The sequence below is a fragment of the Bacillus sp. BPN334 genome (assembly GCF_008368885.1).
Taxonomy (GTDB): Bacteria; Bacillota; Bacilli; order Bacillales; family Bacillaceae_G; genus Bacillus_A; species Bacillus_A wiedmannii.
Genome location: NZ_QOZW01000014.1, coordinates 39,821 through 66,786, shown reverse-complemented (window position 1 = coordinate 66,786; position 26,966 = coordinate 39,821). Strand labels below are relative to the sequence as shown.

At 36.4% G+C, this 26,966-nt stretch carries 30 protein-coding genes; 28 read left to right on the top strand and 2 right to left on the bottom strand.

The genetic code is table 11. The features are described 5' to 3' along the window. Nucleotides 1–29: 29 nt before the first annotated feature. The 17 genes from hepT (at nt 30) to DN393_RS22690 (ending at nt 14,166) form a co-directional block, all read left to right on the top strand. Nucleotides 30–992 carry a heptaprenyl diphosphate synthase component II gene (gene hepT / locus DN393_RS22765; RefSeq protein WP_064476618.1) on the top strand — a complete coding sequence of 321 codons (963 nt, stop codon included), beginning with the start codon at nt 30–32 and terminating at the stop codon, nt 990–992. Nucleotides 993–1,116: 124 nt separating this feature from the next. After that, on the top strand, nt 1,117–1,563 hold the full coding sequence (ndk, locus tag DN393_RS22760; RefSeq protein ID WP_000415885.1) for a nucleoside-diphosphate kinase: 447 nt from the start codon (nt 1,117–1,119) through the stop codon (nt 1,561–1,563). A 273-nt stretch (nt 1,564–1,836) separates the two neighbouring features. Next, on the top strand, nt 1,837–3,009 hold the full coding sequence (gene aroC / locus DN393_RS22755) for a chorismate synthase (protein WP_064476617.1): 1,173 nt from the start codon (nt 1,837–1,839) through the stop codon (nt 3,007–3,009). Continuing rightward, nucleotides 3,009–4,094, top strand: coding sequence for a 3-dehydroquinate synthase (gene aroB / locus DN393_RS22750; RefSeq protein ID WP_064476616.1), 1,086 nt, complete (start codon nt 3,009–3,011; stop codon nt 4,092–4,094). The genes aroC and aroB overlap by 1 nt, the downstream gene beginning before the upstream one ends. 116 nt (nt 4,095–4,210) lie before the next feature. Further along, the gene (gene hisC, locus DN393_RS22745; protein ID WP_064476615.1) at nt 4,211–5,323 is read left to right on the top strand and encodes a histidinol-phosphate transaminase; all 1,113 of its coding nucleotides are present in this window, start codon (nt 4,211–4,213) and stop codon (nt 5,321–5,323) included. 120 nt (nt 5,324–5,443) lie between these two features. Continuing rightward, on the top strand, nt 5,444–5,587 hold the full coding sequence (locus DN393_RS31685) for a hypothetical protein (protein WP_179194479.1): 144 nt from the start codon (nt 5,444–5,446) through the stop codon (nt 5,585–5,587). Nucleotides 5,588–5,686: 99 nt separating this feature from the next. Continuing rightward, nucleotides 5,687–6,949 (top strand): tetratricopeptide repeat protein, encoded by a 1,263-nt coding sequence (locus tag DN393_RS22740; RefSeq protein WP_149173970.1) that lies wholly within the window; start codon nt 5,687–5,689, stop codon nt 6,947–6,949. 73 nt (nt 6,950–7,022) lie between these two features. Beyond that, the gene (locus DN393_RS22735) at nt 7,023–7,559 is read left to right on the top strand and encodes a ReoY family proteolytic degradation factor (RefSeq protein WP_001095922.1); all 537 of its coding nucleotides are present in this window, start codon (nt 7,023–7,025) and stop codon (nt 7,557–7,559) included. A gap of 154 nt (nt 7,560–7,713) precedes the next feature. Then, a complete protein-coding gene (locus DN393_RS22730; protein ID WP_000872168.1) occupies nt 7,714–8,169 on the top strand; it encodes a YpiF family protein in 456 nt (151 codons plus the stop codon). 143 nt (nt 8,170–8,312) lie between these two features. Further along, entirely contained in the window at nt 8,313–8,825 is a 513-nt protein-coding gene (gene qcrA / locus DN393_RS22725) for a menaquinol-cytochrome c reductase iron-sulfur subunit (protein ID WP_001290419.1), read from the top strand. Beyond that, a complete protein-coding gene (gene qcrB, locus DN393_RS22720) occupies nt 8,826–9,500 on the top strand; it encodes a menaquinol-cytochrome c reductase cytochrome b subunit (protein ID WP_000932700.1) in 675 nt (224 codons plus the stop codon). Between the two features lie 43 nt (nt 9,501–9,543). Continuing rightward, nucleotides 9,544–10,311, top strand: coding sequence for a menaquinol-cytochrome c reductase cytochrome b/c subunit (gene qcrC / locus DN393_RS22715; RefSeq protein ID WP_000554600.1), 768 nt, complete (start codon nt 9,544–9,546; stop codon nt 10,309–10,311). Nucleotides 10,312–10,431: 120 nt separating this feature from the next. Then, nucleotides 10,432–11,022: a lipoprotein heptaprenylglyceryl N-acetyltransferase LhaT gene (gene lhaT / locus DN393_RS22710; protein WP_149173969.1), complete on the top strand. Its 591-nt coding sequence runs from the start codon at nt 10,432–10,434 to the stop codon at nt 11,020–11,022. 25 nt (nt 11,023–11,047) lie between these two features. Next, nucleotides 11,048–11,734, top strand: coding sequence for a lipoprotein intramolecular transacylase Lit (gene lit, locus DN393_RS22705; RefSeq protein ID WP_000739736.1), 687 nt, complete (start codon nt 11,048–11,050; stop codon nt 11,732–11,734). Nucleotides 11,735–11,841: 107 nt separating this feature from the next. Next, nucleotides 11,842–12,630, top strand: a complete 789-nt coding sequence (gene ypjB, locus DN393_RS22700; RefSeq protein WP_048561338.1) for a sporulation protein YpjB — start codon at nt 11,842–11,844, stop codon at nt 12,628–12,630. A 101-nt stretch (nt 12,631–12,731) separates the two neighbouring features. After that, the gene (locus tag DN393_RS22695) at nt 12,732–13,415 is read left to right on the top strand and encodes a zinc metallopeptidase (RefSeq protein ID WP_073517780.1); all 684 of its coding nucleotides are present in this window, start codon (nt 12,732–12,734) and stop codon (nt 13,413–13,415) included. A gap of 109 nt (nt 13,416–13,524) precedes the next feature. Beyond that, complete coding sequence (locus DN393_RS22690) at nt 13,525–14,166, top strand: uracil-DNA glycosylase (protein ID WP_149173968.1); 642 nt, start codon at nt 13,525–13,527, stop codon at nt 14,164–14,166. Nucleotides 14,167–14,194: 28 nt separating this feature from the next. Here DN393_RS22690 and DN393_RS22685 read toward each other — a convergent pair whose 3' ends face one another. Beyond that, on the bottom strand, nt 14,195–15,076 hold the full coding sequence (locus tag DN393_RS22685; RefSeq protein ID WP_064476612.1) for a YitT family protein: 882 nt from the start codon (nt 15,074–15,076) through the stop codon (nt 14,195–14,197). A gap of 270 nt (nt 15,077–15,346) precedes the next feature. Between DN393_RS22685 and DN393_RS22680 the strand changes: the two genes are divergently transcribed. From DN393_RS22680 to DN393_RS22650, 7 genes are read left to right on the top strand one after another with little or no spacing between them, the layout of a single operon-like run. Further along, nucleotides 15,347–15,688, top strand: coding sequence for a nucleotide pyrophosphohydrolase (locus DN393_RS22680; protein ID WP_149173983.1), 342 nt, complete (start codon nt 15,347–15,349; stop codon nt 15,686–15,688). Beyond that, nucleotides 15,688–16,488, top strand: coding sequence for a dihydrodipicolinate reductase (gene dapB / locus DN393_RS22675; RefSeq protein WP_000658814.1), 801 nt, complete (start codon nt 15,688–15,690; stop codon nt 16,486–16,488). The genes DN393_RS22680 and dapB overlap by 1 nt, the downstream gene beginning before the upstream one ends. 14 nt (nt 16,489–16,502) lie before the next feature. After that, entirely contained in the window at nt 16,503–16,898 is a 396-nt protein-coding gene (gene mgsA / locus DN393_RS22670) for a methylglyoxal synthase (protein ID WP_000684766.1), read from the top strand. An 11-nt stretch (nt 16,899–16,909) separates the two neighbouring features. Continuing rightward, the gene (bshB1, locus tag DN393_RS22665) at nt 16,910–17,614 is read left to right on the top strand and encodes a bacillithiol biosynthesis deacetylase BshB1 (protein ID WP_000015679.1); all 705 of its coding nucleotides are present in this window, start codon (nt 16,910–16,912) and stop codon (nt 17,612–17,614) included. Next, complete coding sequence (gene bshA / locus DN393_RS22660; RefSeq protein WP_000768303.1) at nt 17,611–18,756, top strand: N-acetyl-alpha-D-glucosaminyl L-malate synthase BshA; 1,146 nt, start codon at nt 17,611–17,613, stop codon at nt 18,754–18,756. Before bshB1 ends, bshA begins: the two co-directional genes overlap by 4 nt. Further along, complete coding sequence (locus DN393_RS22655) at nt 18,743–19,936, top strand: CCA tRNA nucleotidyltransferase (protein WP_064476610.1); 1,194 nt, start codon at nt 18,743–18,745, stop codon at nt 19,934–19,936. Before bshA ends, DN393_RS22655 begins: the two co-directional genes overlap by 14 nt. Continuing rightward, nucleotides 19,921–20,901, top strand: a complete 981-nt coding sequence (locus tag DN393_RS22650; protein ID WP_064476609.1) for a biotin--[acetyl-CoA-carboxylase] ligase — start codon at nt 19,921–19,923, stop codon at nt 20,899–20,901. The genes DN393_RS22655 and DN393_RS22650 overlap by 16 nt, the downstream gene beginning before the upstream one ends. Nucleotides 20,902–20,927: 26 nt before the next feature. Here DN393_RS22650 and DN393_RS22645 read toward each other — a convergent pair whose 3' ends face one another. Then, nucleotides 20,928–21,317, bottom strand: coding sequence for a cupredoxin domain-containing protein (locus DN393_RS22645; RefSeq protein WP_064476608.1), 390 nt, complete (start codon nt 21,315–21,317; stop codon nt 20,928–20,930). 409 nt (nt 21,318–21,726) lie between these two features. Here DN393_RS22645 and panB point away from each other — a divergent pair, with 409 nt between their 5' ends. The 4 genes from panB to dinG all read left to right on the top strand — a co-directional run bounded on the left by panB (nt 21,727) and on the right by dinG (nt 26,740). Further along, nucleotides 21,727–22,563, top strand: coding sequence for a 3-methyl-2-oxobutanoate hydroxymethyltransferase (panB, locus tag DN393_RS22640; RefSeq protein WP_000853116.1), 837 nt, complete (start codon nt 21,727–21,729; stop codon nt 22,561–22,563). Continuing rightward, nucleotides 22,563–23,411 (top strand): pantoate--beta-alanine ligase, encoded by an 849-nt coding sequence (gene panC, locus DN393_RS22635; RefSeq protein WP_064476607.1) that lies wholly within the window; start codon nt 22,563–22,565, stop codon nt 23,409–23,411. Before panB ends, panC begins: the two co-directional genes overlap by 1 nt. 12 nt (nt 23,412–23,423) lie before the next feature. Beyond that, nucleotides 23,424–23,807 carry an aspartate 1-decarboxylase gene (gene panD, locus DN393_RS22630; RefSeq protein ID WP_000490178.1) on the top strand — a complete coding sequence of 128 codons (384 nt, stop codon included), beginning with the start codon at nt 23,424–23,426 and terminating at the stop codon, nt 23,805–23,807. Between the two features lie 128 nt (nt 23,808–23,935). Next, complete coding sequence (gene dinG, locus DN393_RS22625) at nt 23,936–26,740, top strand: ATP-dependent DNA helicase DinG (RefSeq protein WP_064476606.1); 2,805 nt, start codon at nt 23,936–23,938, stop codon at nt 26,738–26,740. Nucleotides 26,741–26,966 lie beyond the last annotated feature (226 nt).

Genomic DNA, 26,966 nt, shown 5'->3' with positions numbered 1-26,966 from the left:
AAAAGAAGTTTTAGGTTAAGGTGAACAATATGAAGTTACAACTTATGTACTCTTTTTTACGATCGGATATTAATGTGATAGAAAAAGAATTAAAAAAGACAGTTGCTTCTGAACAGCCATTGGTAGAAGAGGCGGCATTACAACTTATTGAAGCTGGTGGGAAGCGAATTCGTCCTGTATTTGTGTTGCTTGCGGGAAAATTTGGAGATTATAAGTTAGATGCAATTAAGCATGTAGCTGTTGCGTTAGAACTTATTCATATGGCTTCTCTTGTTCACGATGATGTTATTGATGCTGCATTTTTACGACGTGGTAGTGCAACTGTGAATGCGAAATGGGGAGATCGTATTGCAATGTATACAGGGGACTATTTGTTCGCTAAGTCTCTTGAATGTATTACAAATATTGAAATTCCAGAGGCGCATCAGGCGCTATCGCATACCATTTTAGAAGTGTGTAAAGGTGAAATTGAACAAATTAAAGATAAATACAATTATGACCAAAATTTACGAACGTATTTAAGAAGAATAAAGCGAAAAACAGCATTATTAATTGCTGCGAGTTGTCAACTAGGAGCGATTGCTGCTGGTGCTAATCGTGATACGGTAAATCGACTATTTTGGTATGGGTATTTTGTAGGAATGTCGTATCAAATTATTGATGATATTTTAGACTTCGTTTCCACAGAAGAGAAGCTTGGAAAACCTGCTGGCGGAGATTTACTACAAGGGAATATTACGCTTCCTGCCCTATACGCTATGGAAGATCCAGTGCTTCGTAAGAAAATCATATCTGTACATGAAAATACAACAGCGGACGAAATGAAAGAAATTATTGAGGCTGTAAAGAATAGTACCGCTATTGATCAAGCATTTGCGTTTAGTGAACGTTATTTACATAAAGCATTAGAAATTATAAAACCACTCCCACGTGGACAAGCGAAGTATGCATTACAAAATGTAGCAAAGTATATTGGAAAACGAAAATTTTAGTGTTTTTTCTAAAAAATAAAATAATCTCTCTATTTCAAAACTATTGCACAATTGTGATAAGGGTGTTAATATGTGTGTGGGGATATACAATTACATACATAATTCAGAAGTGGAGAGATTTTTTATGGAAAAAACATTTCTAATGGTAAAACCAGACGGTGTACAACGTGCCTTCATTGGGGAAATCGTAGCTCGTTTTGAGAAGAAAGGCTTTCAATTAGTTGGTGCAAAATTAATGCAAGTCACTCCGGAAATTGCTGGACAACACTATGCTGAGCACACAGAAAAACCTTTCTTTGGTGAATTAGTTGACTTTATTACATCTGGACCTGTATTCGCAATGGTATGGCAAGGTGAAGGTGTAGTAGATACAGCTCGTAACATGATGGGTAAAACAAGACCACATGAAGCAGCTCCTGGAACAATTCGTGGAGATTTCGGTGTAACTGTTGCGAAAAACATTATCCATGGTTCTGATTCGTTAGAAAGTGCAGAGCGCGAGATTGCTATTTTCTTTAAGGAAGAAGAATTAGTTGACTACTCAAAATTAATGAATGAATGGATTTACTAATTATTTTGAAATAATTTGTAAACGCTTTAATCACTGTGATAATAGTAGAAAGTGCAAGGAGAATAGGGGTATTCTTCTTGCACTTTTTTTATTTCAATTAGTTACGAAGTTAGAGCTGTTATGATATATTGATATGTAAAGTAAAAGGCCTATCGGAGAATAAGCGAATGGCTGATCAAATATATAATTTCTTTCATATTTTTAGAGTAAGGAAAGATAATATCATTGCTTAATATAGCGGGATAAATACATATACGAAAAGAGGAATAACGTATGCGATATATTACAGCTGGTGAATCTCATGGTCCACAACTTACAACGATTATAGAAGGTGTTCCGGCAGGACTGCCTTTAGTAGCGGATGATATAAATGAAGAGTTAGCTAGAAGGCAAAAGGGGTATGGGCGTGGTAGACGCATGCAAATCGAAACAGATCAAGCGCAAATTGTAAGTGGTGTTAGACATGGAGAGACATTAGGTTCTCCAATTGCACTTGTTGTTGAAAATCGTGATTTTGCACATTGGACAAAAATTATGGGCGCAGAGCCTTTAACGGAACAAGAAGAAAAAGAAATGAAAAGGAAAGTAACAAAACCAAGACCTGGACATGCTGATTTAAATGGTGCGATTAAATATGGTCATAGAGATATGAGAAATGTACTTGAGCGTTCTTCAGCACGCGAAACGACAGTGCGTGTAGCTGCTGGTTCGGTTGCTAAAAAAGTGTTAGCAGAACTTGGTATTACAGTGGCTGGCCATGTAATTGAAATTGGCGGTGTTGAGGCTCAGGAAATTACGTATAGTTCAATTGAAGAATTAAAAAGTATTACAGAAGCATCACCTGTACGTTGCTTAGATGAAGAATCAGGTAACCAAATGATGAAAGCAATTGATGATGCGAAAGCAAATGGTGATTCAATCGGTGGAATCGTTGAAGTGATTGTGGAAGGAATGCCAATTGGGATCGGTAGCTATGTGCATTATGACCGAAAACTGGATGCAAAATTAGCAGCCGCAATTATGAGCATTAATGCTTTTAAAGGCGTCGAGATTGGAATTGGTTTTGAAGCAGCGCATAGACCGGGAAGTGAAGTTCATGATGAAATTCTGTGGAACGAGGAACATGGATATACACGAAGAACAAATAATGCAGGTGGATTAGAAGGCGGTATGACGACTGGAATGCCAATTGTGGTGCGAGGTGTGATGAAACCGATACCTACACTATATAAACCTCTTCAAAGTGTAGATATTGAAACGAAAGAGCCTTTTACAGCGAGCATTGAACGTTCAGATAGTTGTGCTGTGCCAGCAGCTAGTGTCGTTGCAGAAGCGGTTGTGGCTTGGGAATTAGCGACAGCTTTAATAGAACAATTCGGATTAGATCGTATGGACCTTATTCGTGAAAATATTGAGAAACATAATGAATATGCGAGGGGATTTTAATGGGAAACATACATATTCAAACGAAATCAAAAGAATATGATGTACATGTAGGAAAAGAATCGTTGTCACATTTGACAACAATCATTCAAAACATGCAGCCATCTGTATCAAATATCATGATCATTTCAGATGAAGCTGTTGCATCTTTCCATTTACAGACAGTTGTAGATGCATTGCAAATAGAGCAAAACGTATTTTCATTTGTCGTACCGAGTGGTGAAAAAGAGAAGTCTTTTGAAAATTTCTATGCGGCTCATACGTCAGCTCTTGAAAATAAATTAGATAGAAATTCTTTAATTATCGCACTTGGAGGCGGGATGATTGGAGATTTAGCTGGTTTTGTTGCTGCGTCGTTTATGCGTGGAATTCGCTTCGTTCAAGTTCCAACGACTTTATTAGCTCACGATAGCGCTGTAGGTGGGAAAGTAGCGATCAATCATCTGTTAGGTAAAAATATGATCGGTGCATTCCATCAACCGGAAGCAGTTGTATATCATACGCCGTTTTTACAGTCACTTCCTGAAAAAGAGTGGCGTTCAGGTTATGCAGAAGTGATAAAACATGCTCTTATTGGTGATGTAAAGCTGTATCATTGGCTAAAAGAAGAAGTGCAAACATTAGCGGATCTTCGTGATGAGAAGTTAATCCATATATTAACGAAGGCAATTCCTGTAAAGGCAAATATTGTATCACAAGATGAAACAGAAAAAGGTGTACGTGCCCATTTGAACTTTGGACATACGTTAGGCCATGCTCTTGAAAAAGAACTAGGATATGGAAATATTACTCACGGTGACGGAGTAGCGGTTGGAATGTTATTTGCCTTGTTTTTAAGTGAGCAAGTGTACAAAGTTGATCTTTCTTATGAAGAGATGAAGCAGTGGTTCTTAAAGTACGGCTATCCAAAAATGCCAAGTGATTTGAATGTAGAACGCCTCGTTCAATTGATGAAACAGGATAAGAAAGCGAATGCTGGAGCAATTCATATGGTGCTAATGCAGGAATATGGGGTAGTGAACGTCGTATCTATTCCAGATGAGACTGTTCATCTTGCGTTAGAGGCATTTCAAAAGGATATGGCTTAAGAGGTTGCGAAGTGCTTGTTTAGAGGTATTCTCGTAATAGTGACGGTAATGATAAACGATTATAGTAAGGGATTATAACCGTATTGTAATTGAATAAAATGACTGGGGGAAGAAAAATGAGAGTGAAAGAGCAATTGTTAACTTTGAGAGCATATGTACCTGGGAAAAATATTGAAGAAGTAAAAAGGGAATATGGATTATCAAAAATTGTGAAATTAGCATCGAACGAAAATCCATTCGGTTGCTCAGCACGCGTAACAGAAGCATTAACTTCTTTAGCGAGTCAATACGCTCTTTATCCAGATGGATATGCATTTGAACTTCGGACAAAAGTAGCAGAGCAGTTAGGTGTCAAAGCAGAACAACTGTTATTTGGTAGTGGATTAGATGAAGTCATTCAAATGATTAGCCGTGCATTACTACACGAAGGAACAAATGTTGTAATGGCGAATCCAACATTCTCGCAATACCATCACCATGCTGTTATTGAAGGAGCAGAAGTTCGTGAAGTACCACTAAAAGATGGCATTCACGATTTAGATGCGATGTTACAGCAAGTAGATGATAAAACGAAGATTGTATGGATTTGTAACCCAAATAATCCGACAGGTACATATGTAGAGAAACAAAAATTACTTTCATTTTTAGAATCAGTTCCTAAGTCAGCGCTCGTTATTATGGACGAAGCATACTATGAATATGCCGGAGCAGAAGACTATCCGCAAACATTACCACTTCTTGAAAAGTATGAAAATCTTATGGTTTTACGCACGTTTTCAAAAGCATATGGTTTAGCTGCTTTCCGTATCGGATATGCGGTTGGTAATGAGAAGTTAATTGGGCAACTAGAAGTAGCAAGGTTACCATTTAATACATCGACTGTAGCGCAATCTGTAGCACTCGCTGCATTAGAAGATCAAACGTTTTTACAAGAATGTGTGAAAAAGAATGAAGAAGGATTAAATCAATATTACGCATTTTGTAAGGAATATAACGTATTCTATTATCCATCTCAAACAAATTTCATTTTCTTAAAGCTCGGTGTTCCTGGTAATGAAGCTTTCGAACGATTAATGAAAAAAGGCTATATTGTTCGTTCTGGTGCTGCATTTGGTATACATGATGGTATTCGTATTACTGTAGGTTTGAAAGAAGAAAATGATGAAATTATAGAATTATTGAAAGAGCTTGTAAACGAGCAAGTAAAGAAAGAAGAAACATACTCTTAAGAGTGTGTGAAGGCTCCTATATAGGAGTCTTTTTATTTAAATAAAGATCGAAGTGGAGAAGGCCTGTAAAGCTTGATCCGTGTGTGTTAATAATTAATAAGGGAAGTTATTTGCACGGTAATGAAAGAAAACGGTACAATAGAAAGTAGTAATGCGGTATCGGTGTCATATTCGAATGTTATCAGTGAAAGTACAAGAAGAAGTATGCTCATTCTAAAGGTTGCGTTCGTACACATAGTTGCTTATGATAAAGTGACACTTTAATCAGTGAGGGGATGCTCATTCTCTCACTGATTATTAGTCCGCACCAATCGGGGGTAAATGAACAGAAAAGAATATTTTTTAGAATTAAAGGAGACGTTTATGCAAAAGTTTGAACAAGCTGTTTCATATATTGAAAATGGTGAAGCGGAAAAAGGATTACAATTATTAAAAGAGCAATTAAAAGTTGCGAATGATGAAGAGAAATATGATATTGCTCGTTACTATCATACACTTGGATTTACGGATGAAGCGTTAGCGATTACAGAAGACTTGCGTTTATTGTATCTGGAAGAAAGTGAATTCACTGTATTTTTAGCAGAATTATATATTGATCTAGACAAAGAAGATGAAGCAATTGAAGTGCTTCATGATATTCCAGAAAATGATGATTTATATGTCCAATCGTTATTACTTGTTGCAGATTTATTCCAAATGCAAGGTTTCGATGATGTAGCAGAACAAAAACTATTAAAGGCGAAAGAAATGATGCCTGACGAACCTGTTATTACGTTTGGATTAGCAGAGTTATATAGTAGTAAAGGTGAAGAACAAAAGGCAATCACTCATTATGAGTCGCTATTAGCGGAACATAAAGTAATGGGTGGAGTTGTCATTGCACTTCGCCTCGCAGAAACGTTAAGTGCGATTGGGAATTGGGAAGAAGCGATCTCTTACTACGAAGCAGGTTTAGAGGAACAAAAAGATATCCACTCATTATTTGGATATGCCTTCACATTATACCAAGGTGAAGAATACCAAAGAGCAATTGGTGCTTGGCAAGAACTAAAAGAATTAGATCCGGAGTATGCATCGCTTTACATGTATTTGGCGAAAAGCTATGAAAAAGAAGGAATGCTTCAAGAAAGCTATGAAACACTTCAAGAAGGAATTAAAGTAGATGAGCTTTCTGTACCATTTTATGTAGAATTAGCGAACATTGCGGCGAAATTAGGAAAAATAGCGGAAGCAGAGGAAGTGCTTCAAAAAGCGCTTGAGTTAGATCCAGGACATTTAGGTGCGATATTAAAATATGCGTATATCTTAAAAGAACAAGAAAAGTATGAAGAGTTAATTGCAGTTGTAGAGCGTGCGATTGATAGCGGAGAACCAGATACACAACTACTTTGGGATCTTGCGTTTGCAAAAAAACAATTAGAAATGTATTCGGATGCATTAAAACACTATGAAAGTGCATATACTTCTTTTAAGAATCATCCAGACTTCTTGGAAGAGTACGGTTATTTCTTATTGGAAGAAGGTATGCGAAAAGAGGCGAAAGAAGTATTTACTCAGTTAATACAACTAGACCCGACACAAATTCATATTGAAGAATTGTTATATAATTTAGAGGATTTTTCATAAGTTGGAAGGAAACTGAATGCCGCTTCTTGAATCTAAAAAGAAAAGAGAAAGACAGAGGAGGGACTTAATTGCTATGAATACCCCTGTTTCTGTAAACGAGAAGAAGGATTTTGTAAAATGGTTTTTGAATAATTACCAACTGAAACAGCGTGAATGCGTATGGATTTTGAATTATTTAATGAGTCATGACCAATTGATGCATAAAGTCCACTTCGTAGAGCATGCAAAATATTGTCCGCGTGGTTTAGTGATGTCCGCGAATTGTGTGAAGGACACACCATTTCACTTTTTTAAACAAAATGTTATGACAACAGATGCTGAAAAATCGTTTCATGATATTCGTTTAAATCGAGATGAAGATATTTATATTCAACTCAATTTTAAATCATCGTTTCAAAATGCCAATTATGTAGCTGTATTAGAAGAAAACCCGTATTTACCAAAGCATATTGAAGTAAATGAAAAAGATCGTTTACTTGCAGAAAGATTTTTAGAAGAAAGTGTATTTTCTTTTAGAAGAGAACGTCTTTTGAAACAAATTGATGAAGCGCTGGATAAGCAAGATAAGGAAGCGTTTCATAAGTTAACAGCTGAGTTAAAGATGTTATAGAATTCATTTGGATTCATAAAATTTTACAAATTTCAGACTTTTTAAGAAAAACTACCTTAATATAGGTAGTTTTTCTTTTTTTACCTCTTTTAGTATGGTTTAATATATATAAAGTGAAAGTTCTGTAATTTGTAGATGAAGGGAGGGAAGACATTTGAAATGGAGTGTAAAAGATGTGGAGCAGTTTGAGCAAGCAAGAGAGTATGTAGATACCGGTGTTATACCACTTTTATCAATTTCGGCAGCAAAAGAAATGAAAATGGTAGTAGAACAAGGTGAATTTATCGAATTGTTGAGTATGGAGTTGGAAAGAGAATATAAAGGAAGAGTACTTTTACTACCTGCATTTACGTATTTAGTAGAAAGTCAAAAAAATGAAAAAGGTCGTTTGCAAGAATGGACAAATCATTTGCAAAAGCAAGGTTTTAAGCATATTGCTTATGTTACAAGTGATTTTTCATGGAAAGAAGATATGCAAGAGTTACAAGGAGATTTATTTTGGTTTCCTTCATTAGCGTTAGAACAATTTAGTGATCAAGCGAAAAGAGAAGTTATTCATGCACATATAAAAAATATAATGGTGATGTTAGAAGAAAAATGGGGAAAGTGATAATAAACAGAAAGTTCTTATTATTATGAGTAGTATGATATTGACCTGTACCTAAGCGTATTATATCATGATAGTGTCCTAGTTTTTATTTTTTATATAATTTATCACGAGGGGACAATTTCTGATAGAGGGGGGAAATTTTCGTGAGCGAGAAAGAACATCGTGTATCAAGAAGACAGTTTTTAAATTACACCCTTACAGGGGTAGGAGGCTTTATGGCAGCGGGTATTTTAATGCCGATGACGCGATTTGCGCTTGATCCGGTGTTAAGAAAAGAAGCGGGAACGGATATGGTTGCTGTTGCACAAGTAAAGGATATTACAACAGAGCCGAAACGTTTCGACTTTAAGGTGAAGCAGGTTGATGGTTGGTACAAGTCCGAAGAGCCAAAATCAGCTTGGGTTCATAAAGATGAAAGCGGAGACATTGTTGCGTTCTCTCCGGTATGTAAACATTTAGGGTGTACAGTTAACTGGAATTCGGACAAAGCACATCCGAATCAATTCTTTTGTCCATGTCACGGGGGCCGTTACACAAAAGACGGGATGAACATTAAAGGCACGCCGCCCCTTGCTCCGCTTGATGTATACGAGTCCAAAGTAAAAGATGGAACGCTGTATTTAGGAAAAGCGAAGCCAAAAGGGGGTGCAAAGTAGATGCTAAATAAAATTTATGATTGGGTAGATGAAAGGTTAGATATTACACCAATATGGCGTGATATCGCTGATCATGAAGTACCTGAACATGTAAACCCGGCACATCACTTTTCTGCATTCGTTTATTGCTTTGGAGGACTTACCTTTTTCGTTACTGTAATTCAAATTTTATCAGGAATGTTTTTGACGATGTATTATGTGCCTGATATTAAAAATGCTTGGGAATCGGTTTATTATTTACAAAATGAAGTTGCATATGGGCAAATTGTTCGTGGGATGCACCACTGGGGCGCTAGTCTCGTCATTGTAATGATGTTTTTACATACACTTAGAGTTTTCTTCCAGGGTGCGTATAAAAAGCCTCGTGAGTTAAACTGGATTGTTGGTGTTCTTATTTTCTTTGTTATGTTAGGTCTTGGTTTTACCGGATATTTACTACCGTGGGATATGAAAGCATTATTTGCTACGAAAGTAGGGATTCAAATTGCAGAGCAAACGCCACTCATTGGTCCTTATATTAAAACATTACTCGCTGGTCATTCCGAAATTGTTGGCGCTCAAACATTAACTCGCTTCTTTGCTATTCACGTCTTCTTCTTACCAGCAGCACTTCTAGGTTTAATGGCCTTCCACTTCATCATGATTCGCAAACAAGGTATTTCCGGTCCGCTATAAGAGATTGCTAAATTAAAGGGGAAAGAACTAAAGGAGGGAGATTATGCATCGCGGCAAAGGGATGAAGTTTGTAGGAGATTCTCGGGTACCAGTAGCTAGGAAACCAAATATTCCGAAAGACTATTCTGAATACCCAGGAAAAACAGAAGCGTTTTGGCCGAACTTCTTGTTAAAAGAATGGATGGTTGGTGCAGTTTTTTTAATCGGTTATTTATGTTTAACAGTGGCGCATCCGTCACCACTTGAGAGAATGGCGGATCCAACTGATGCCGGATATATACCACTTCCAGATTGGTATTTCTTATTCTTGTATCAGTTATTAAAGTATTCTTATGCTTCTGGTTCATTTACTGTAATTGGAGCGTTTATTATGCCAGGGATTGCGTTTGGCGCATTACTATTAGCTCCATTTCTTGATCGAGGACCAGAAAGACGCCCGTTAAAGCGTCCTGTAGCAACTGGATTTATGCTTTTAGCCATTGCATCAATTATCTTTTTAACTTGGGAATCTGTAGCACACCACGACTGGGAAGCTGCAAAAAAACAAGGAGCAATTGTAAAAACAGCACCAGTTGATAAAAATGATGACGGCTATAAATTAATGCAAAAAAATACTTGTTTAACGTGTCACGGTGACAATTTACAAGGCGGGGCAGCAGCACCGGCACTGCAAAATTTAACTTTAAAGCCAGAAGAAATTGCTAAAATTGCGAAAGATGGAAAAGGTTCAATGCCTAAAGGCGTATTTAAAGGTACGGATGAGGAATTGAAGAAGCTTTCGGAATTCATTGCTAAGTATAATAAAAAATAATAAAAAGCTGACTACAAAATTTGTAGTCAGCTTTTTATTTTGATGAAAGAAAGTTTACTATATAATAGAGTAGAGTTTGAGGAAAGAATGACTTTGTTTGAAAGGTGTTGGACATGCAGCTTGGTTTATTTGTATGCAATGTTAAGACAACGCTCTGTATTATTATTTTTATTAGTTGTTAACATATTAGGTACAATATACGGATTTATATGGTATGGAAATCAATTAAAAGAGACCTCACCTATATTTTGGCCGTTTGTACCTGATAGCCCGATGGCGAGTCTCTTTTTTGTCTTTGTTTTAATTGCTTTTTTAAGAAAGAGAAATTGGGGGTTAATAGAGGCGTTAGCGATTGTTACTTTAATAAAATATGGTATATGGGCTGTTGTTGTAAATGCAATTATGATCTATGTAAAAGGTCCCATTGGTCTTATCGGATATCTGTTAATGTTTTCGCATTTTGCGATGGCAGTACAAGGGTTGTTATATGCACCGTTTTACCGTATAGAAAAATGGCATTTTGCGGTAGCGGCTATATGGACATTACATAATGATGCAATTGATTATTTATTTTGGCAAATGCCGAGATATGGAATTATGCATTTGTTTGTAGAAGAAATTGGTTACTTTACGTTTTGGCTAAGTATCACCATACTATGTATTACATATTATTATTGCTTGCGTGAGAATCGAAAACAGTTTTCTTTATGATTGTTAGAACATGTAGGGGGAGAAAATGAAGAAAAATAAGAGTGGTACAAAAATATTGGATCGATTGATTACTATAGTTGTTTCATATAGCATAGCATTTTCTATATTTGCACTCGCAACAACGGCGGTTGTATACGGAAAATGGCTATATTATTTTGAAATTGATTTTTTAAACATTCCAGATTTAGCGGATATGACGAAGGATGATATTAAAAGAAATTATGATGTGCTTATTACATATTTATCGCCGTTTTATGATGGAGCATTGCAGTTGCCAACATTAGATATGTCTACAAATGGCCGTATTCATTTTGTAGATGTTAAAAATATTTTAGTAAAGATTCAATATGTAATGTATGCGACAATTATGATTGCAATAATAGGCGGCATTTATTTATTAAAAAAGAAAAATGAAAAGTTTTTACTGCACGGATCAATTTTAACAATTATCTTACCGATCGCGCTCATGTTACCGATCGCTATTAATTTTGAAAAGAGTTTTGTATTATTCCATAAGCTTTTATTCAGTAATGATTATTGGATGTTTGATATTGAAACGGATCCAATTATATTAATGCTACCAGAAGAATTCTTTATGCATGCTGCGTGTGCAATTTTATTATTTATTTTATGCGGCAGCATACTTTGTTACAGCTTGTATAGATATTTCGTAAAAAAGAAAAGGATTTCAAAGGAAAAATTCTCTGTTTAAAGAGAATTTTTTTGTTTGTAAAACGATAATATATTTTTCGGTCCAGTACTGTTCTATTCTTGTCCAAATTAACATATTTTGTACTAGTAGTTATAGGGGGGACCGTGATGAAGAGAACATTAATTGGATTAATAGTATTTCTAATTATAATGTTTCCGTTACGTATATATGCTGAAGAGTGGAGTGAACTAACAGGGTTGTTAGACGACTCATTACAATTAGTGAAGCGTAATGAAGATGAAAAAGCAGTACAAGTATTACAACATTTCTCCGAGCAGTTTGTTATAAAGGGGAATGAAAAGAAGCAAGAAGTAACGCCAGATCAAGTTAGAGTTATTTCTTTAGCTTACGACAAGGCGAAACAATCTCTCTCGGAAACAGATTTAGGTAAACAAGTTAAAATTGATAATGTGTTAGCCCTGCAGCTCGCTGTTGATGCGCAAGTGTCGAAATATCAACCACTTTGGATGGAAAGAGAAAGAAAAGTAATGGGTGCCTTTTCTCAAATGGAAAAAGCGATGAAAAAAGAAGATACGGGACAGTTTCAACAAACGTTAAACACATTTTTACATGAATTTAATATTATTTATCCAAGCTTAATGATCGCCCTGCCAGAAAATGAAGTGCAGCGTGTAAATGCCCATTTATCTTATTTGGATGAATTTCGTAACGTTATGTTAAATACGAAAGGGGGGCAAATGCAAGTAGGAATCATTAAAGGGGATTTGCAAAAAATATTTCACACAGTAAAAAAAGATGAAATTGCACCCTCTCTCATTTGGTTTATGACAATTACTGGAGGTCTTATTTTATTCACATTAACTTATGTTGGATGGAGAAAGTATAAAGGAGAGAGAGAAAAAAGAAAAAGTAATGTACACTCTAAGAATAGATAATGCAATAAATAAAGATATGGATTGTAAGGTTTATTCATTGACAATGATGACAGAAGAAAATAGAATGAGAAGTACTATAATTAAAACTTCAATGGAGGTTCATGATGTTTTATTTAATTTACTTCGCGATCATAATGATCATACCGTTGTATGCACAGTCAAGAGTACGTAGTGCTTATAGCAAGTATTCACAAGTTTATTCAACATCAGGTATGACAGGAGCGGAAGTGGCTCGAAAGATTTTAGATGAAAATGGATTATACAACGTAGCTGTAGAAGAAACACCAGGTCATTTATCAGACCATTATGATCCAACTGCCAAAACAGTTCGATTATCAACAGATAACTATTACGGTCATTCAGTTGCTGGTACAGCAGTGGCAGCACACGAAGTAGGACACGCAATTCAAGATGCAAAAGATTATAACTTTATGCGTATTCGTCATTCGTTAGTGCCTGTGGCGAATTTTGGATCGAATATATCATGGGTATTTATTATGATTGGTATATTTGCGACAATGTCAAAACTATTGTTATTAGGAATTATTTTAATGGCAGCAGGTGTTGTGTTCCAACTCGTTACATTACCAGTTGAGTTTGATGCATCAAAGCGTGCAATGCAACAAATTGAAGCGTTAGGTATCGTATCAACAGATGAATATGGCCAAGCTCGTAAAGTATTAAATGCGGCGGCATTAACATATGTAGCGGCTGCAGCTGTAGCGGTATTTGAATTATTACGTCTCGTATTAATGTATACTGGTATGCAGCGTAGCGACGACTAAAGACTATCAATTTTGATAGTCTTTTTTGTTTTGTGGATTGAATTATATAATGTATTGCAAATAGAAATAATAGAAGGAATAGAAATAATGCGGAAAGGCGGTGGGGGAAGTGAAATATCCAAGTCATATAGTAAAACAAGTGAAAGAACAAAGCGCTTCTTATCAGTTAGAAGGCTTTTTAAGTGGACAAGGTCCTGAAAATCCAAAATTTATGCTGTTAGGAGAAGCGCCTGGTGAAAAAGAAATTCATAATGGGATTCCGTTTAGCGGGAGAGCGGGAAAACAATTAATGGTTTTTTTAGAACGGATTTACGTTACAAGGGAAGAAGTATATATTACGAGCGCTGTTCGGAGTAGACCTTATAAGTGGCGAGAGAAAAAAGAACGAAATGGTGAAATCATACAGAAAAAATATAATAGAACGCCAAATCAAGGAGAAATACTTGCCCATGCACCTTTGTTAGATTATGAATTAGAGAAAATAAACCCGAATCTTATCGTCACACTTGGAAATATCGGCCTTCAACGTTTAATAGGAAAAAATAAAAAAATAACTGATGTGCACGGACAATTATTAAAACAGCCTATTCAAAAAGTAAAGGATATGCAAAGTGCAGAGTTTACATGGTCAGAGAAAGAATATCATATTTTCCCGACTTTTCATCCTGCGTCCATTTTTTATAATCGGAGTTTATTGGAGCTTATTTATGAGGATTTAGAGAAACTTAAAAAACATGTAATAAAAAACTAGAAAAGCTAGAGAGCTTTTCTAGTTGCGTTTATGTATGTAACGGATTTTTATTTTCATCTAACGTAAAACCTTCACCAACTACATCATGTACATCACTTACTGCAACAAAAGCATGAGGATCTACAGAAGTAATAATATTTTTTAATTTCACGATTTCATTTTTAGCAACAACGCAATATAATACGTTCCGTTCCACTTTTGTATACGATCCAACAGCTTTTAAAAAAGTAGCTCCGCGTTCCATATCAGATAAAATTTTGGCAGCAATTTCATCGTTTTTATCTGAGATAATAGTTGCTCCTTTCGCCGCATAAGCTCCTTCTTGCATAAAATCAATGACCTTAGCACCGATAAAAACAGCAACTAACGTATACATGCCCTCGCGGTATGATAAATATGTAAGAATCGAGACGATAATGACGATAGCATCAAACATAAACATCGTTTTCCCCATACTCCAGCCAACATATTTATGAGCGAGTCTCGCGATAATATCTACACCGCCAGTAGTCCCGCCGTATTTAAATATTATTCCAAGACCGATACCAATAAATGCCCCGGCGAATAGAGCCGCGAGTGTCATATCATTTTGTAAATTTAAATGTAAGTTCAGAACATCGTAACGCTGAAAAATCCATAGAAATAAAGATACGCTAAAGGTGCCGATTAGTGTATATAAAAATGTCGTTCTTCCAAGTAACTTCCAACCAATAATAAATATAGGGATATTTAGAATTAAGTTTGAGTAAGAAGGGTCAAACTTAAATAGAAAATACAATAATAGTGTAATACCGGTAAATCCACCTTCTGCAAGGTGATTTTCAATATTGATATTCACAATACCGAAAGAAAAAATAGCGGAACCGATTAAAATGAAAATGATATTTCGAATCTTCAAATTTGATGTCATATAGAAATCCCCCTAATTATGTAGATTGCATTGCTCCGCTGAAACGGTAAAACATAATGATAAGTAATTTCTAGTTGTTAGTAAAAATAGTGAAGGCTAAAAAAATCCGATTGGTTCAACTAATCTTTTGCGAAAAGCATGCAAAAGAAGTTTCACTTTATTATAGTCTATCCAAAAAAGGGGCGCAAATAGGTGTTTTGCGGGGAATAATATTTGTCAAATCGCGATGAATTGGCTAACATGAAAGAGGAAGGATTAGAGGTGAATTGTATGGAAGCAAAAACGATGAAGGATATGCAGAAAGAAGTAGATGCATATATTGGTCAGTTTAAAGAAGGTTATTTCAGTCCACTTGCAATGATGGCTCGTTTAACGGAAGAAATGGGGGAGCTTGCAAGAGAGGTTAATCATTATTATGGTGAGAAACCGAAGAAAACAACTGAAACAGAACGTAGTATTGAAGAAGAGCTTGGAGATGTATTATTTGTTATGATTTGTATGGCAAATAGTTTAAATATTGATTTAGAAACAGCACATAACATTGTAATGAATAAATTTAATACTCGCGATAAAGATCGCTGGACACGTATGGATGAGGGAGAGAAAGAATAATGAAAGAAATTAAAGTAATTATCGCTGGACCAAGAGGACGTATGGGACATGAAGCAGTCCTTCTTATGGAAAGAACGGAACATTTTAATTTAGTAGCAGCAGTGGATTATAAGCATGGTGGAGAGAAAATCTCTGATTTACCGGGCATGCCAGCGTTACAAGCGCCAATTTACGCGGATTTACATACTTGTTTAGAGGAAGTAGAAGCAGATGTGTTGTTAGATTTAACAACGCCAGAAGTTGGAAAACAACACGTTACACTAGCAGTTGAGCGTGGACTTCGTTCTGTTATTGGTACAACTGGATTTACAGAAGAAGAACTAAAGCAATTAACAGAGAATGCGAAAGAAAAAGCAGTAGGAACAATTATCGCTCCAAACTTTGCAATTGGTGCAGTTCTTATGATGAAATTCTCACAAATGGCAGCGAAGTACTTCCAAGATGTTGAAGTAATTGAATTGCATCATGATCAAAAATTAGATGCACCATCTGGTACAGCTGTAAAAACAGTAGAATTAATTCGTCAAAACCGTGAATCAAAGCAGCAAGGTCACCCGAATGAAGTAGAGCAACTAGAAGGTGCTCGTGGTGCAAATGTAGACGGCATTCACATTCATAGTGTACGTTTACCAGGACTTATTGCACACCAAGAAGTAATGTTTGGTGGAGATGGACAAATGTTAACGGTTCGCCATGATTCATTCAATCGTGCATCCTTTATGTCAGGTGTAAAACTATCAATTGATACAGTAATGAATTTAGATCATCTTGTGTACGGATTAGAAAACATTATCGACTAAAGGGGAGACAACGGATGAAAATTGCCTTAATCGCACATGACAAAAAGAAAAATGACATGGTTTCGTTTGCATACGCATATAAACCAATTTTTGAACAACATGAATTGTTTGCAACAGGGACGACAGGACTTCGTATTATGGAGGCAACTGGTTTAGTTGTAACAAGATATCAATCGGGTCCTCTTGGTGGTGATCAAGAAATTGGTGCCATGATTGCGAAAAATGATATGGATATGGTGATTTTTTTCCGGGATCCACTAACTGCTCAGCCGCATGAACCAGATGTAAATGCATTGCTTCGTCTATGTGATGTATATGCGATTCCACTTGCAACGAACATGGCAAGTGCTGAAATGTTAATGCACGCATTAGAGCGAGGAGATTTAGATTACCGTAAGTTTAGAAAATGAGGGGAACAATTATGAGTGGATTACATATAGTAGCGTTTGGTGCTCATGCCGATGATGTTGAAATCGGCATGGCCGGTACCATTGCTAAATATACGAAGCAAGGGTATGAAGTAGGTATTTGTGATTTAACAGAAGCTGATCTTTCTTCTAATGGAACAATAGAATTGAGAAAAGAAGAAGCAAAGGCGGCAGCTCGTATAATGGGAGTAAAAACGAGACTGAATTTAGCGATGCCAGACCGTGGTTTGTATATGAAAGAAGAGTATATACGTGAAATTGTAAAGGTGATTCGTACATATAAACCAAAACTAGTTTTTGCGCCGTATTATGAAGATCGTCATCCAGATCATGCGAATTGTGCAAAACTTGTGGAAGAAGCTATTTTTTCAGCGGGAATTCGTAAATATATGCCAGAGCTTCCACCACATCGTGTGGAGTCTTTTTATTATTATATGATTAATGGTTTTCATAAACCGAATTTTTGTATAGATATAAGTGAGTACCTTTCTATAAAAGTGGAAGCATTAGAAGCATATGAAAGTCAGTTTTCAACAAGTAGTGATGGTGTGAAAACGCCGTTAACAGAAGGTTATGTTGAAACTGTGGTCGCTCGAGAGAAAATGTTTGGAAAAGAAGTTGGAGTCTTATATGCCGAGGGATTTATGAGTAAGAAACCGGTTTTATTACATGCTGATTTAATAGGGGGATGTAAATGAAATTAAAAATAGGTATTACATGTTATCCTTCTGTAGGTGGTTCTGGAGTTGTTGGAACAGAATTAGGAAAGCAATTAGCGGAACGCGGGCATGAAATTCATTTTATTACATCGGGTTTACCATTCCGGTTAAATAAAGTGTATCCAAACATTTATTTTCATGAAGTGACGGTAAATCAATACTCTGTATTTCAATATCCACCATACGATTTAGCGTTAGCGAGTAAAATGGCAGAAGTTGCACAAAGAGAAAACCTAGATATTTTACATGTGCATTACGCAATACCACATGCAATTTGTGCTTATTTAGCAAAACAAATGATTGGAGAGCGTATTAAAATTGTTACAACCTTGCATGGAACAGATATTACTGTGTTAGGTTCCGACCCTTCGCTAAATAATTTAATTCGTTTTGGTATTGAGCAATCTGATGTTGTGACGGCGGTCTCGCATTCATTAATTAACGAAACGCATGAGCTTGTAAAACCAAATAAAAACATTCAAACGGTATATAACTTTATAGACGAACGTGTATATTTCAAGCGTGATATGTCTCAATTAAAGAAAGAATACGGTATAAGTGAGAGTGAAAAGATACTAATTCACATTTCAAATTTCCGTAAAGTGAAACGTGTGCAAGATGTTGTTCAGGCATTTGCTAAAATTGTTACAGAAGTAGATGCGAAGTTGCTTCTTGTTGGAGATGGACCAGAATTTTGCACGATTTTACAGATAGTGAAAAATCTACATATTGAAGATCGCGTCTTATTCTTAGGGAAGCAAGATAATGTTGCAGAACTACTTGCGATGAGTGATTTAATGTTGCTTCTTTCAGAGAAGGAGAGTTTTGGTCTTGTTTTATTAGAAGCGATGGCGTGTGGTGTACCTTGTATCGGAACAAGGGTTGGAGGTATTCCGGAAGTCATTCAACATGGTGAAACAGGATATTTATGTGAAGTTGGCAATCCAACAGGAGTGGCAAATCAAGCCATTCAGCTATTAAAGGATGAAGAACTTCACCGTAATATGGGAGAGCGAGCAAGAGAAAGTGTTTACGAGCAGTTCCGCTCTGAAAAAATCGTCTCACAATATGAAACGATTTACTACGATGTACTAAGGGATGACAAAAATGGAAAGATTTAAAAAAGCTAGTTCTATTATTGAGACTTTAAAGCAACAAGGACATGAGGCTTACTTTGTCGGTGGAAGCGTACGAGATCTTATTATCGATAGGCCAATTGGTGATATTGATATTGCGACATCTGCTTTACCAGAAGAAGTGATGGCTATATTTCCAAGACATGTTCCTGTTGGTCTTGAGCATGGAACTGTAATTGTGGTAGAAAATGGTGAACCTTATGAGGTAACTACTTTTCGAACAGAGAGCGAATATGAAGATTTTCGAAGACCTAGTAGTGTTCAATTCGTTCGTTCATTAGAAGAGGATTTAAAACGTCGTGATTTCACAATGAATGCAATTGCGATGACAGAAGAAGGCAAAATGGTTGATTTATTTGCTGGACAGGAAGCGATTCAAAAGAGAGAAGTTGTGACGGTTGGAAATGCTGCGGATCGTTTTCAAGAAGACGCCCTGCGAATGATGCGTGGTATTCGTTTCGTAAGTACGTTAGGTTTTTCTTTAGAAATGAAAACGAAACAAGCAATTGAAACATATGGACATTTGCTAGAACATATTGCAATTGAGCGAATTACAGTGGAGTTTGAGAAACTGTTAACTGGTACATATTGTGTGAAGGGCTTGCAAGAATTAGTAGAAACGAAGCTATTTTCTCATCTGCCATATTTACAAATGTCAGAAGAGAGATTATTAAAAGCTACGCAGTATAACTGGGATTCTTTTGAAACGGACATTGAGGCATGGGCATTCTTCTTATATTGTATTGGGGAAGAGCATCCATCTGTCTTTTTACGTCAATGGAAGTTTTCGAATAAAAAAATAAAAGATATCGTCGCAGTTTTATTAACAATTCGTACGAGAAAGGAGAAGGATTGGGATACAGTTCTTCTTTATAAAACGGGACTTCATATCGCTGAAATGGCCGAAAGAGTATATGAAGCGATGATTGAAAGCTATGATCATACATCTGTTAAACGAGTACAAACGTTGTTTGAAGTATTGCCAATAAAGAGTCGCCAAGAAATGAATGTGACTGGGAATGATTTATTAAACTGGGCAAATAAAAAGCCCGGTCCGTGGGTTGCTGAAATGATTCAAAAAATTGAGGAAGCAATCGTACAAGGAAACGTAGGTAATGAGAAAGAGTGTATAAGGGAGTGGCTGCAAGAATGCAATCTACTATAAGAAAGCAGTTATTGCAAGTTTTTTCGGAAGCGGATGGCGCGTTTGTATCTGGCCAAACGATTAGTGATAAACTTGGTTGTTCAAGAACCGCTGTGTGGAAACATATGGAGGACCTTCGGAATGAGGGATATGAACTTGAAGCTGTGCGTCGATTAGGTTATCGCATTGCGAGTAAGCCAGACAAAGTAACTGCTAATGAAATTCAGTTAGGGTTACAAACGAAACATATTGGTAGAACGGTATATTTTGAAGAAACTGTCGAATCCACGCAGCATATTGCAGCAAAACTTGCTTATGAAGGTGCGGAAGAAGGAACGATTGTTGTTGCAGAAGAACAAACAGCTGGCAGAGGTCGTTTAAGCAGGAAATGGCATTCACCAAAAGGAACAGGAATTTGGATGAGTATTATTTTACGTCCATCAATCCCGGTTCATCATGCACCACAACTTACTTTATTAGCGGCTGTTAGCGTTGCACAAGCAATTGAAAAGTGCACGGGTGTAAACGTAGGAATAAAATGGCCGAATGATATTTTAATTCAAGGTAAAAAGGCTGTAGGTATATTAACAGAAATGCAGGCAGATCCTGATAAAATTAATGCTGTCATTATGGGCATTGGTATTAATGCGAATCAAAAGCAAGAACATTTTGATGAGGAAATTCAACATATTGCTACTTCTTTAGCGATTGAATCCGGTGAGCCAATTGTTCGTGCAGAGCTTATGCAACAAATCTTTTTACAACTAGAAAAATTATATGAAGAGTATTTACAAAATGGTTTCTCTGTCATTAAAATTCTTTGGGAAAGTTACGCTGTGAGCGTCGGGAAAGAAATTACCGCTCGAACGATGAGAGAGACAATTACAGGGGTAGCAAAAGGAATTACAGAGGATGGTGTATTGCTTCTGGAGGACCATGAAGGGAAAGTACATCACATTCATTCTGCGGATATCGAAATTAAGTAAAAGAAGTTCCAAAAAGGAACTTCTTTTTATTTGACTATTACTTTGCCTTCCATTCCTTTAAGAAGATGGTACCGGCATATTAATTCATATGTACCAGTATTTTTAGGTTTCACAGTGATGTTTTTTTCTTTTCCTGACTCGACTACGACGTCAATTCCGAGTTTTTTTACTGTAAAGGTGTGCTCGCTTTTACCTTTGTTTTTCAAAAGAAATGTTGTGGATTGTTCAATCGGAATCGTGATGACATTAGGGTTAAAGTAATCATCATTCAGTTCAACTTCAATGACTTTCGTTGCATCGATAGGTTGTGTTACGACGTTAACTGAGGCAAATGCATGGAAGGAGCTAAAAGTTATCATCCCAACAATCATCACAAGCAGACCAGTGAATCGAAATAACAATTTGTTCATAGACATTTGCAATTCTCCTTTTGTAAGTATGTTTCCTCCATTAACCTGCATCATTATTTGAAGGGTTATACTATGCATGTAAATTCAGCTATTTATCTTTCTATAATTGAGTGATGTGAAAAAATTTCACATACCGTAATGAGGATAAAAATTATTTTTTCAAAAAAATGTAGTAATTCCTTTTTGGAGTTTGCTATAATTAGTTCGAATGTGGGCAGTATCAGAGCGAACTGCACCATGATTCGAAGCAATACGAAAAATAATAACTTGGATTCTGCCTTGATCCAATAACGGACTGGGACAGAGGGATGAATAATGCCGACTAACACACAACCCTTCTGCCCTTTTATGGCCAGAGGGGTTTTTTATATGATTTCGGCCATCTCCTCTCTCCTGTATAAAGGAGGAGTAGTTTTTGAAAACAAAAACAGATTTTTTGAAGATGAAAGAGCAAGGTGAGCCGATTACGATGCTAACGGCGTATGATTATCCATCTGCTAAGTTAGCAGAAGAAGCTGAAGTTGATATGATTCTAGTTGGAGATTCCCTTGGGATGGTTGTGCTCGGCTACGATTCAACAGTACCTGTAACAGTAGAGGATATGATTCATCATACGAAAGCTGTACGCCGAGGAGCGAAAGAGACGTTTATTGTAACTGATATGCCATTTATGTCGTATCATGTGTCGCCTCAAGATACGATGGTGAATGCACGCCGCATTGTTCAAGAGAGTGGTGCTCATGCACTGAAGGTAGAAGGTGCAGGGGAAGTGGTATCAACTATTCATTACTTGACGAATGCGGGAATTCCTGTCGTGGCACACTTAGGCTTAACTCCTCAATCTGTAGGAGTACTAGGTGGGTATAAAGTACAAGGAAAAGATGCTGAAAGTGCAAAAAAATTAATAGAAGATGCGAAGAGATGTGAGGAAGCTGGTGCGATAGCGCTTGTGTTAGAATGTGTGCCAATGCAGTTAGCGGAATTAATTTCGAAGCAACTAACAATTCCGACGATTGGAATTGGAGCAGGGAAAAAAGTAGATGGGCAAGTACTTGTCTATCATGATCTTATCTCATACGGCGTAAATCGTGTTCCAAAATTTGTGAAGCAATATACGTCTGTTCAAGAGGAGATTGTGCGAGGGATTTCACAATACGTTACTGAAGTAAAGACAGGACAATTTCCAGAAGAAAAACATTCATTCACAATGAAAGAGGAAGAATGCTTAGCGTTATACGGAGGAAAACAATAATGAAAATCGTAACTACAGTGCAAGAGATGCAGCAAATTGCAAACGAACTTCGTATAAGTGGAAAAAGTATTGGTTTTGTTCCAACGATGGGTTATTTACATGAAGGTCATGCGACTTTATTACGTAAGGCAAGAGCAGAAAATGAAATTGTAGTTTTAAGCGTGTTTGTCAATCCACTACAGTTTGGGCCGAATGAAGATTTAGATCGATACCCTCGTGATATTGATAGAGATGAAAATGTAGCAAAAGAAAACGGTGTAGATTATTTATTTTATCCGAGCGTAGAAGAAATGTATCCAGCAGAACAAACGACAACAGTAGCAGTTGTGAAACGTACTGATGTATTATGTGGCAAACAAAGACCTGGTCATTTCGCTGGAGTTGCGACTGTACTAATGAAACTATTTAATATTACATTGCCAACGCGTGCTTATTTTGGTATGAAAGATGCACAGCAAGTTGCTGTCATTGAAGGATTTGTCGCTGATTTTAATATCCCGGTTACGATCGTACCAGTGGATATTGTGAGGGAAGTAGATGGATTAGCGAAAAGTTCTCGTAACGTGTATTTATCACAAGAAGAGCGTGAAGAGGCTCCTCATTTATACAGCAGTCTATGTAAAGCGAAAGAAAGAATTGAAGCAGGCGAACGTAATGCAGAAATCATTACAACTCTTGTGAAAGAGTATATTGAGACGTATACGAAAGGCACTGTAGATTATGCTGATTTATATGCCTATCCTTCACTACAAGTAATAGATAAAATTGAAGGACGAATGATTTTAGCAATTGCAGTTAAATTTGAGAATGTACGATTAATTGACAATATAACATTAACGGTTAAATAAGGGGGAGCATCTATGTTTCGCACAATGATGAGAGCGAAGTTACATCGCGCTACGGTAACAGAAGCAAATTTAAATTATGTAGGTAGTATTACAATTGATGAAGATTTAATGGATGCAGTAAATATTGTAGAAAATGAAAAAGTACAAATTGTAAATAACAATAATGGTGCTCGCTTAGAGACATATGTTATTAAAGGAGAACGAGGTAGCGGTGTTGTTTGTTTAAATGGTGCAGCTGCAAGGCTTGTACAGCCAGGGGATAAAGTTATTATTATTTGCTACGGTTTAGTGGCAGAAGAAAATATTCATAACCAAGAGCCGAAAATTGCAGTATTAGACGATGATAATCAAATTATCCAAATGTTAGGCGCTGAAAAAGCGGGTACGATATTATAAGTAAGAAGGCTATCTCTATTACGGAGATAGCTTTTTTGTGCATCTTTTCATTAAGATGAGATAAAACGTGGTATAGTAACATTATATAATTTTGTGTTTGATAGGTAAGAAATTGAGGTGTTACATATATGAGTAAACGTTATGTCGTTGTGGATTTAGAGACGACAGGGAACTCCTGGAAGGACGGGAAGGATAAAATTACCCAAATCGCAGCTGTTGTAGTGGAAGATGGAGAGATACTAGAGATTTTTTCATCTTTTATTAATCCGAAGAGAGAGATTCCGCCATTTATTACAGAATTAACAGGGATTGATGAGAGTATGGTTAAGCAAGCCCCGTTATTTCAAGATGTAGCCCCGATGGTTGTTGAGCTATTGCAAGGTGCAGCTTTTGTTGCACATAACGTTCACTTTGATTGGAATTTTTTAACAGAAGAATTAAGGCGTGCTGGATATACAGAAGTACATTGTCCGAAAGTTGATACAGTTGAGTTGGCGCAAATTCTTTTGCCGACGGCTGATAGTTATAAATTACGTGATTTAGCTAAACAACATGAATTAGAGCACGATCAACCGCATCGTGCGGATAGTGATGCTCTTGCAACAGCGGAATTATTTTTACAATTTTTAAATGAAATTGAAAATTTGCCACTTGTCACCTTGCAATCGCTTTATGAATTGAGCGATGTTTTTCAAAGTGATATAGCGGATGTACTTTCTGAAAATATTTTAAAGAAAATGATGCATGGTAGAAAAGCGGCAGAGGGGTATGAAGTATATCGAAATATTGCGCTTCGAAAACGAAATTATGCTTTAAATCTCAGTGAAACATGTTCATCTAAATTTGATGCTTTCTTGCATAAGGCAATCGATAAACTTGAATTGAATATGCCAAAGTTTGAAAAAAGAGAAAGCCAACAGATTATGATGAAGGAAATATATACAGCACTAAGAGATTCTAGGTTTTCACTAATTGAAGCAGGAACAGGAACAGGGAAGACTCTTGCATATTTACTTCCAAGTATTTATTTTGCAACGAAAAAAGAAGAACCTGTCATCATAAGTACCCAAACAGTACAACTGCAACAACAAATATTAGAAAAAGAAATTCCATTATTACAGAAAATAATGCCATTTTCATTTGAAGTAGCTCTTTTGAAAGGAAGAAAGCATTATCTTTGTCTACATAAATTTGAATATGCTTTGCAAGAGGAAGAGAAAAATTATGATATGGCGCTCACAAAGGCAAAAATTTTAGTGTGGTTATTGCAAACAGAAACTGGCGATCGTGATGAATTAAATATTCCTGAGGGCGGAAAGTTACTTTGGAACCGTATTTGTAGTGATGTACATAGTCCAGGCGGGATGCAAAGCAACTGGTATAGCCGTTGTTTTTATCAACGAGCAAAGAATAAAGCATTATTTGCAGATATCGTTATTACAAATCATGCGTTATTATTTCAAGATTTTTCAAGCGAAGAACCACTATTTGCTTCATGTGAACATATTATTTTTGATGAAGCTCATCATATCGAGGAAGCGGCGAGTAGAACATTAGGTGAACAGTTCTCCTGTATGTATTTTCAATTAGTTTTATCTCGTCTTGGTACGCTAGAAACAGATGATGTACTTTCTAAAGTATATAAAATGATGAAAAAATCAGAGCAAGCCTCTCGTTCGACTTTCCGTATGGTGAGTCATAGTTTGAAGGAATTGAAATTTGATGCGGATGAGCTATTCCAAATGTTACGTGCTTTCATCTTTAAACAAACAAAGCAGGAACAAGGGATAAGCAATATGCCACTCATTTATCGATATAACACGGAAGTAGAGAAAGGTAAGTTATGGGATAGCATTACCGAGTTAACAAATCGTTTTGTATACGATGTAAGAAAATTATTGACTACACTTGAGAAGCAAGTTGATATATTGCAAAGTAAATTAGAATGGGAGATGCATGTTGTTACAGGTGAATTTATGCATTTAATTGAGTTGTTGAGAAAGATGGAACAATCTTTACAATTACTCATTTTAGAAAAAAATTCATACGTGACATGGATGGAGACTGAAACGAAGGGGACAATTCATTCAACCGTTTTATATGCACAGCCTGTTCATATTGGTGAAAGGCTTGCGGATGAATTTTTAACACAGAAAAAGAGTGTTATTTTCACATCAGCAACGTTAACAGTAAACGATTCATTTGACTATATAAAAGAAGAGCTAGGTTTATATGATTTTGCTCCCAATACATTACAGGTTCCGTCACCATTCCGTTTTGAAGAACAGATGAAATTAATGGTTTCAACAGATGTGCCTTTTATTAAGCAAGCAAGTAATGAAGAATATATTGAATCTGTGTCGGCACATATTGCAAAAATAGCGAAAGCTACAAAAGGTAGAATGCTTGTTTTATTCACTTCTTATGAGATGTTGAAAGAAGCGTATACGAATTTGAAAAATGATGAGGAATTAGAGGGGTATTTATTATTAACGCAAAGTGTGAATAATAAGAGCCGAAGTCGTCTCATTCGTAAATTTCAAGAGTTCGACAAATCGATTTTGTTAGGAACAAGTAGTTTTTGGGAAGGGATAGATATACCTGGAGATGCCCTTAGTTGTCTTGTTATTGTACGACTTCCCTTTACACCTCCGCATCAACCGATGATGGAAGCAAAAGGAGAGTGGTTACAAAATCAAGGACAGGACGTATTCGCTAAGTTAGCACTCCCGCAAGCAATCTTGCGTTTCAAACAAGGATTTGGTCGTCTAATTAGAACAAGTACAGATACCGGAACAGTATTTGTATTAGACCGTCGTTTGACAAGCGCTTCTTATGGAAAACGTTTTTTACAATCAATCCCAACTGTTCCGCTTTATGAAGGCCCTTTAGAAGAATTATTAGAACAATTAAAGGAACGGCCAAATAAATAAAATTGGAAGAAAAATACGCCTGAAGTACATTTAAGCTTCAGGCGTAAAAAATGTGGGTAGGAGGAATTTTATTTTTCTTACTTCTTGTATACAAAATGTATTGGTTTTCGACTTGAAACCTTTTTTTGCAGTACATGTCCTGCTATAATAGATGGGTGATGAAGCAGGGGTTGTAAAGAATGTACTCTTATTGTAACCGTATTGCGTTCTTCTATAATTAGAAATT

Excerpts from the sequence above, each read along its gene's own strand:
- hepT (WP_064476618.1), top strand. The coding sequence starts at position 30 with ATGAAGTTACAACTTATGTACTCTTTTTTACGATCGGATATTAATGTG.
- ndk (WP_000415885.1), top strand. The coding sequence starts at position 1,117 with ATGGAAAAAACATTTCTAATGGTAAAACCAGACGGTGTACAACGTGCC.
- aroC (WP_064476617.1), top strand. The coding sequence starts at position 1,837 with ATGCGATATATTACAGCTGGTGAATCTCATGGTCCACAACTTACAACG.
- aroB (WP_064476616.1), top strand. The coding sequence starts at position 3,009 with ATGGGAAACATACATATTCAAACGAAATCAAAAGAATATGATGTACAT.
- hisC (WP_064476615.1), top strand. The coding sequence starts at position 4,211 with ATGAGAGTGAAAGAGCAATTGTTAACTTTGAGAGCATATGTACCTGGG.
- DN393_RS31685 (WP_179194479.1), top strand. The coding sequence starts at position 5,444 with ATGAAAGAAAACGGTACAATAGAAAGTAGTAATGCGGTATCGGTGTCA.
- DN393_RS22740 (WP_149173970.1), top strand. The coding sequence starts at position 5,687 with ATGCAAAAGTTTGAACAAGCTGTTTCATATATTGAAAATGGTGAAGCG.
- DN393_RS22735 (WP_001095922.1), top strand. The coding sequence starts at position 7,023 with ATGAATACCCCTGTTTCTGTAAACGAGAAGAAGGATTTTGTAAAATGG.
- qcrB (WP_000932700.1), top strand. The coding sequence starts at position 8,826 with ATGCTAAATAAAATTTATGATTGGGTAGATGAAAGGTTAGATATTACA.
- qcrC (WP_000554600.1), top strand. The coding sequence starts at position 9,544 with ATGCATCGCGGCAAAGGGATGAAGTTTGTAGGAGATTCTCGGGTACCA.
- lit (WP_000739736.1), top strand. The coding sequence starts at position 11,048 with ATGAAGAAAAATAAGAGTGGTACAAAAATATTGGATCGATTGATTACT.
- ypjB (WP_048561338.1), top strand. The coding sequence starts at position 11,842 with ATGAAGAGAACATTAATTGGATTAATAGTATTTCTAATTATAATGTTT.
- DN393_RS22695 (WP_073517780.1), top strand. The coding sequence starts at position 12,732 with ATGATGTTTTATTTAATTTACTTCGCGATCATAATGATCATACCGTTG.
- DN393_RS22685 (WP_064476612.1), bottom strand. The coding sequence starts at position 15,076 with ATGACATCAAATTTGAAGATTCGAAATATCATTTTCATTTTAATCGGT.
- DN393_RS22680 (WP_149173983.1), top strand. The coding sequence starts at position 15,347 with ATGGAAGCAAAAACGATGAAGGATATGCAGAAAGAAGTAGATGCATAT.
- dapB (WP_000658814.1), top strand. The coding sequence starts at position 15,688 with ATGAAAGAAATTAAAGTAATTATCGCTGGACCAAGAGGACGTATGGGA.
- mgsA (WP_000684766.1), top strand. The coding sequence starts at position 16,503 with ATGAAAATTGCCTTAATCGCACATGACAAAAAGAAAAATGACATGGTT.
- bshB1 (WP_000015679.1), top strand. The coding sequence starts at position 16,910 with ATGAGTGGATTACATATAGTAGCGTTTGGTGCTCATGCCGATGATGTT.
- bshA (WP_000768303.1), top strand. The coding sequence starts at position 17,611 with ATGAAATTAAAAATAGGTATTACATGTTATCCTTCTGTAGGTGGTTCT.
- DN393_RS22655 (WP_064476610.1), top strand. The coding sequence starts at position 18,743 with ATGGAAAGATTTAAAAAAGCTAGTTCTATTATTGAGACTTTAAAGCAA.
- DN393_RS22650 (WP_064476609.1), top strand. The coding sequence starts at position 19,921 with ATGCAATCTACTATAAGAAAGCAGTTATTGCAAGTTTTTTCGGAAGCG.
- DN393_RS22645 (WP_064476608.1), bottom strand. The coding sequence starts at position 21,317 with ATGTCTATGAACAAATTGTTATTTCGATTCACTGGTCTGCTTGTGATG.
- panC (WP_064476607.1), top strand. The coding sequence starts at position 22,563 with ATGAAAATCGTAACTACAGTGCAAGAGATGCAGCAAATTGCAAACGAA.
- panD (WP_000490178.1), top strand. The coding sequence starts at position 23,424 with ATGTTTCGCACAATGATGAGAGCGAAGTTACATCGCGCTACGGTAACA.
- dinG (WP_064476606.1), top strand. The coding sequence starts at position 23,936 with ATGAGTAAACGTTATGTCGTTGTGGATTTAGAGACGACAGGGAACTCC.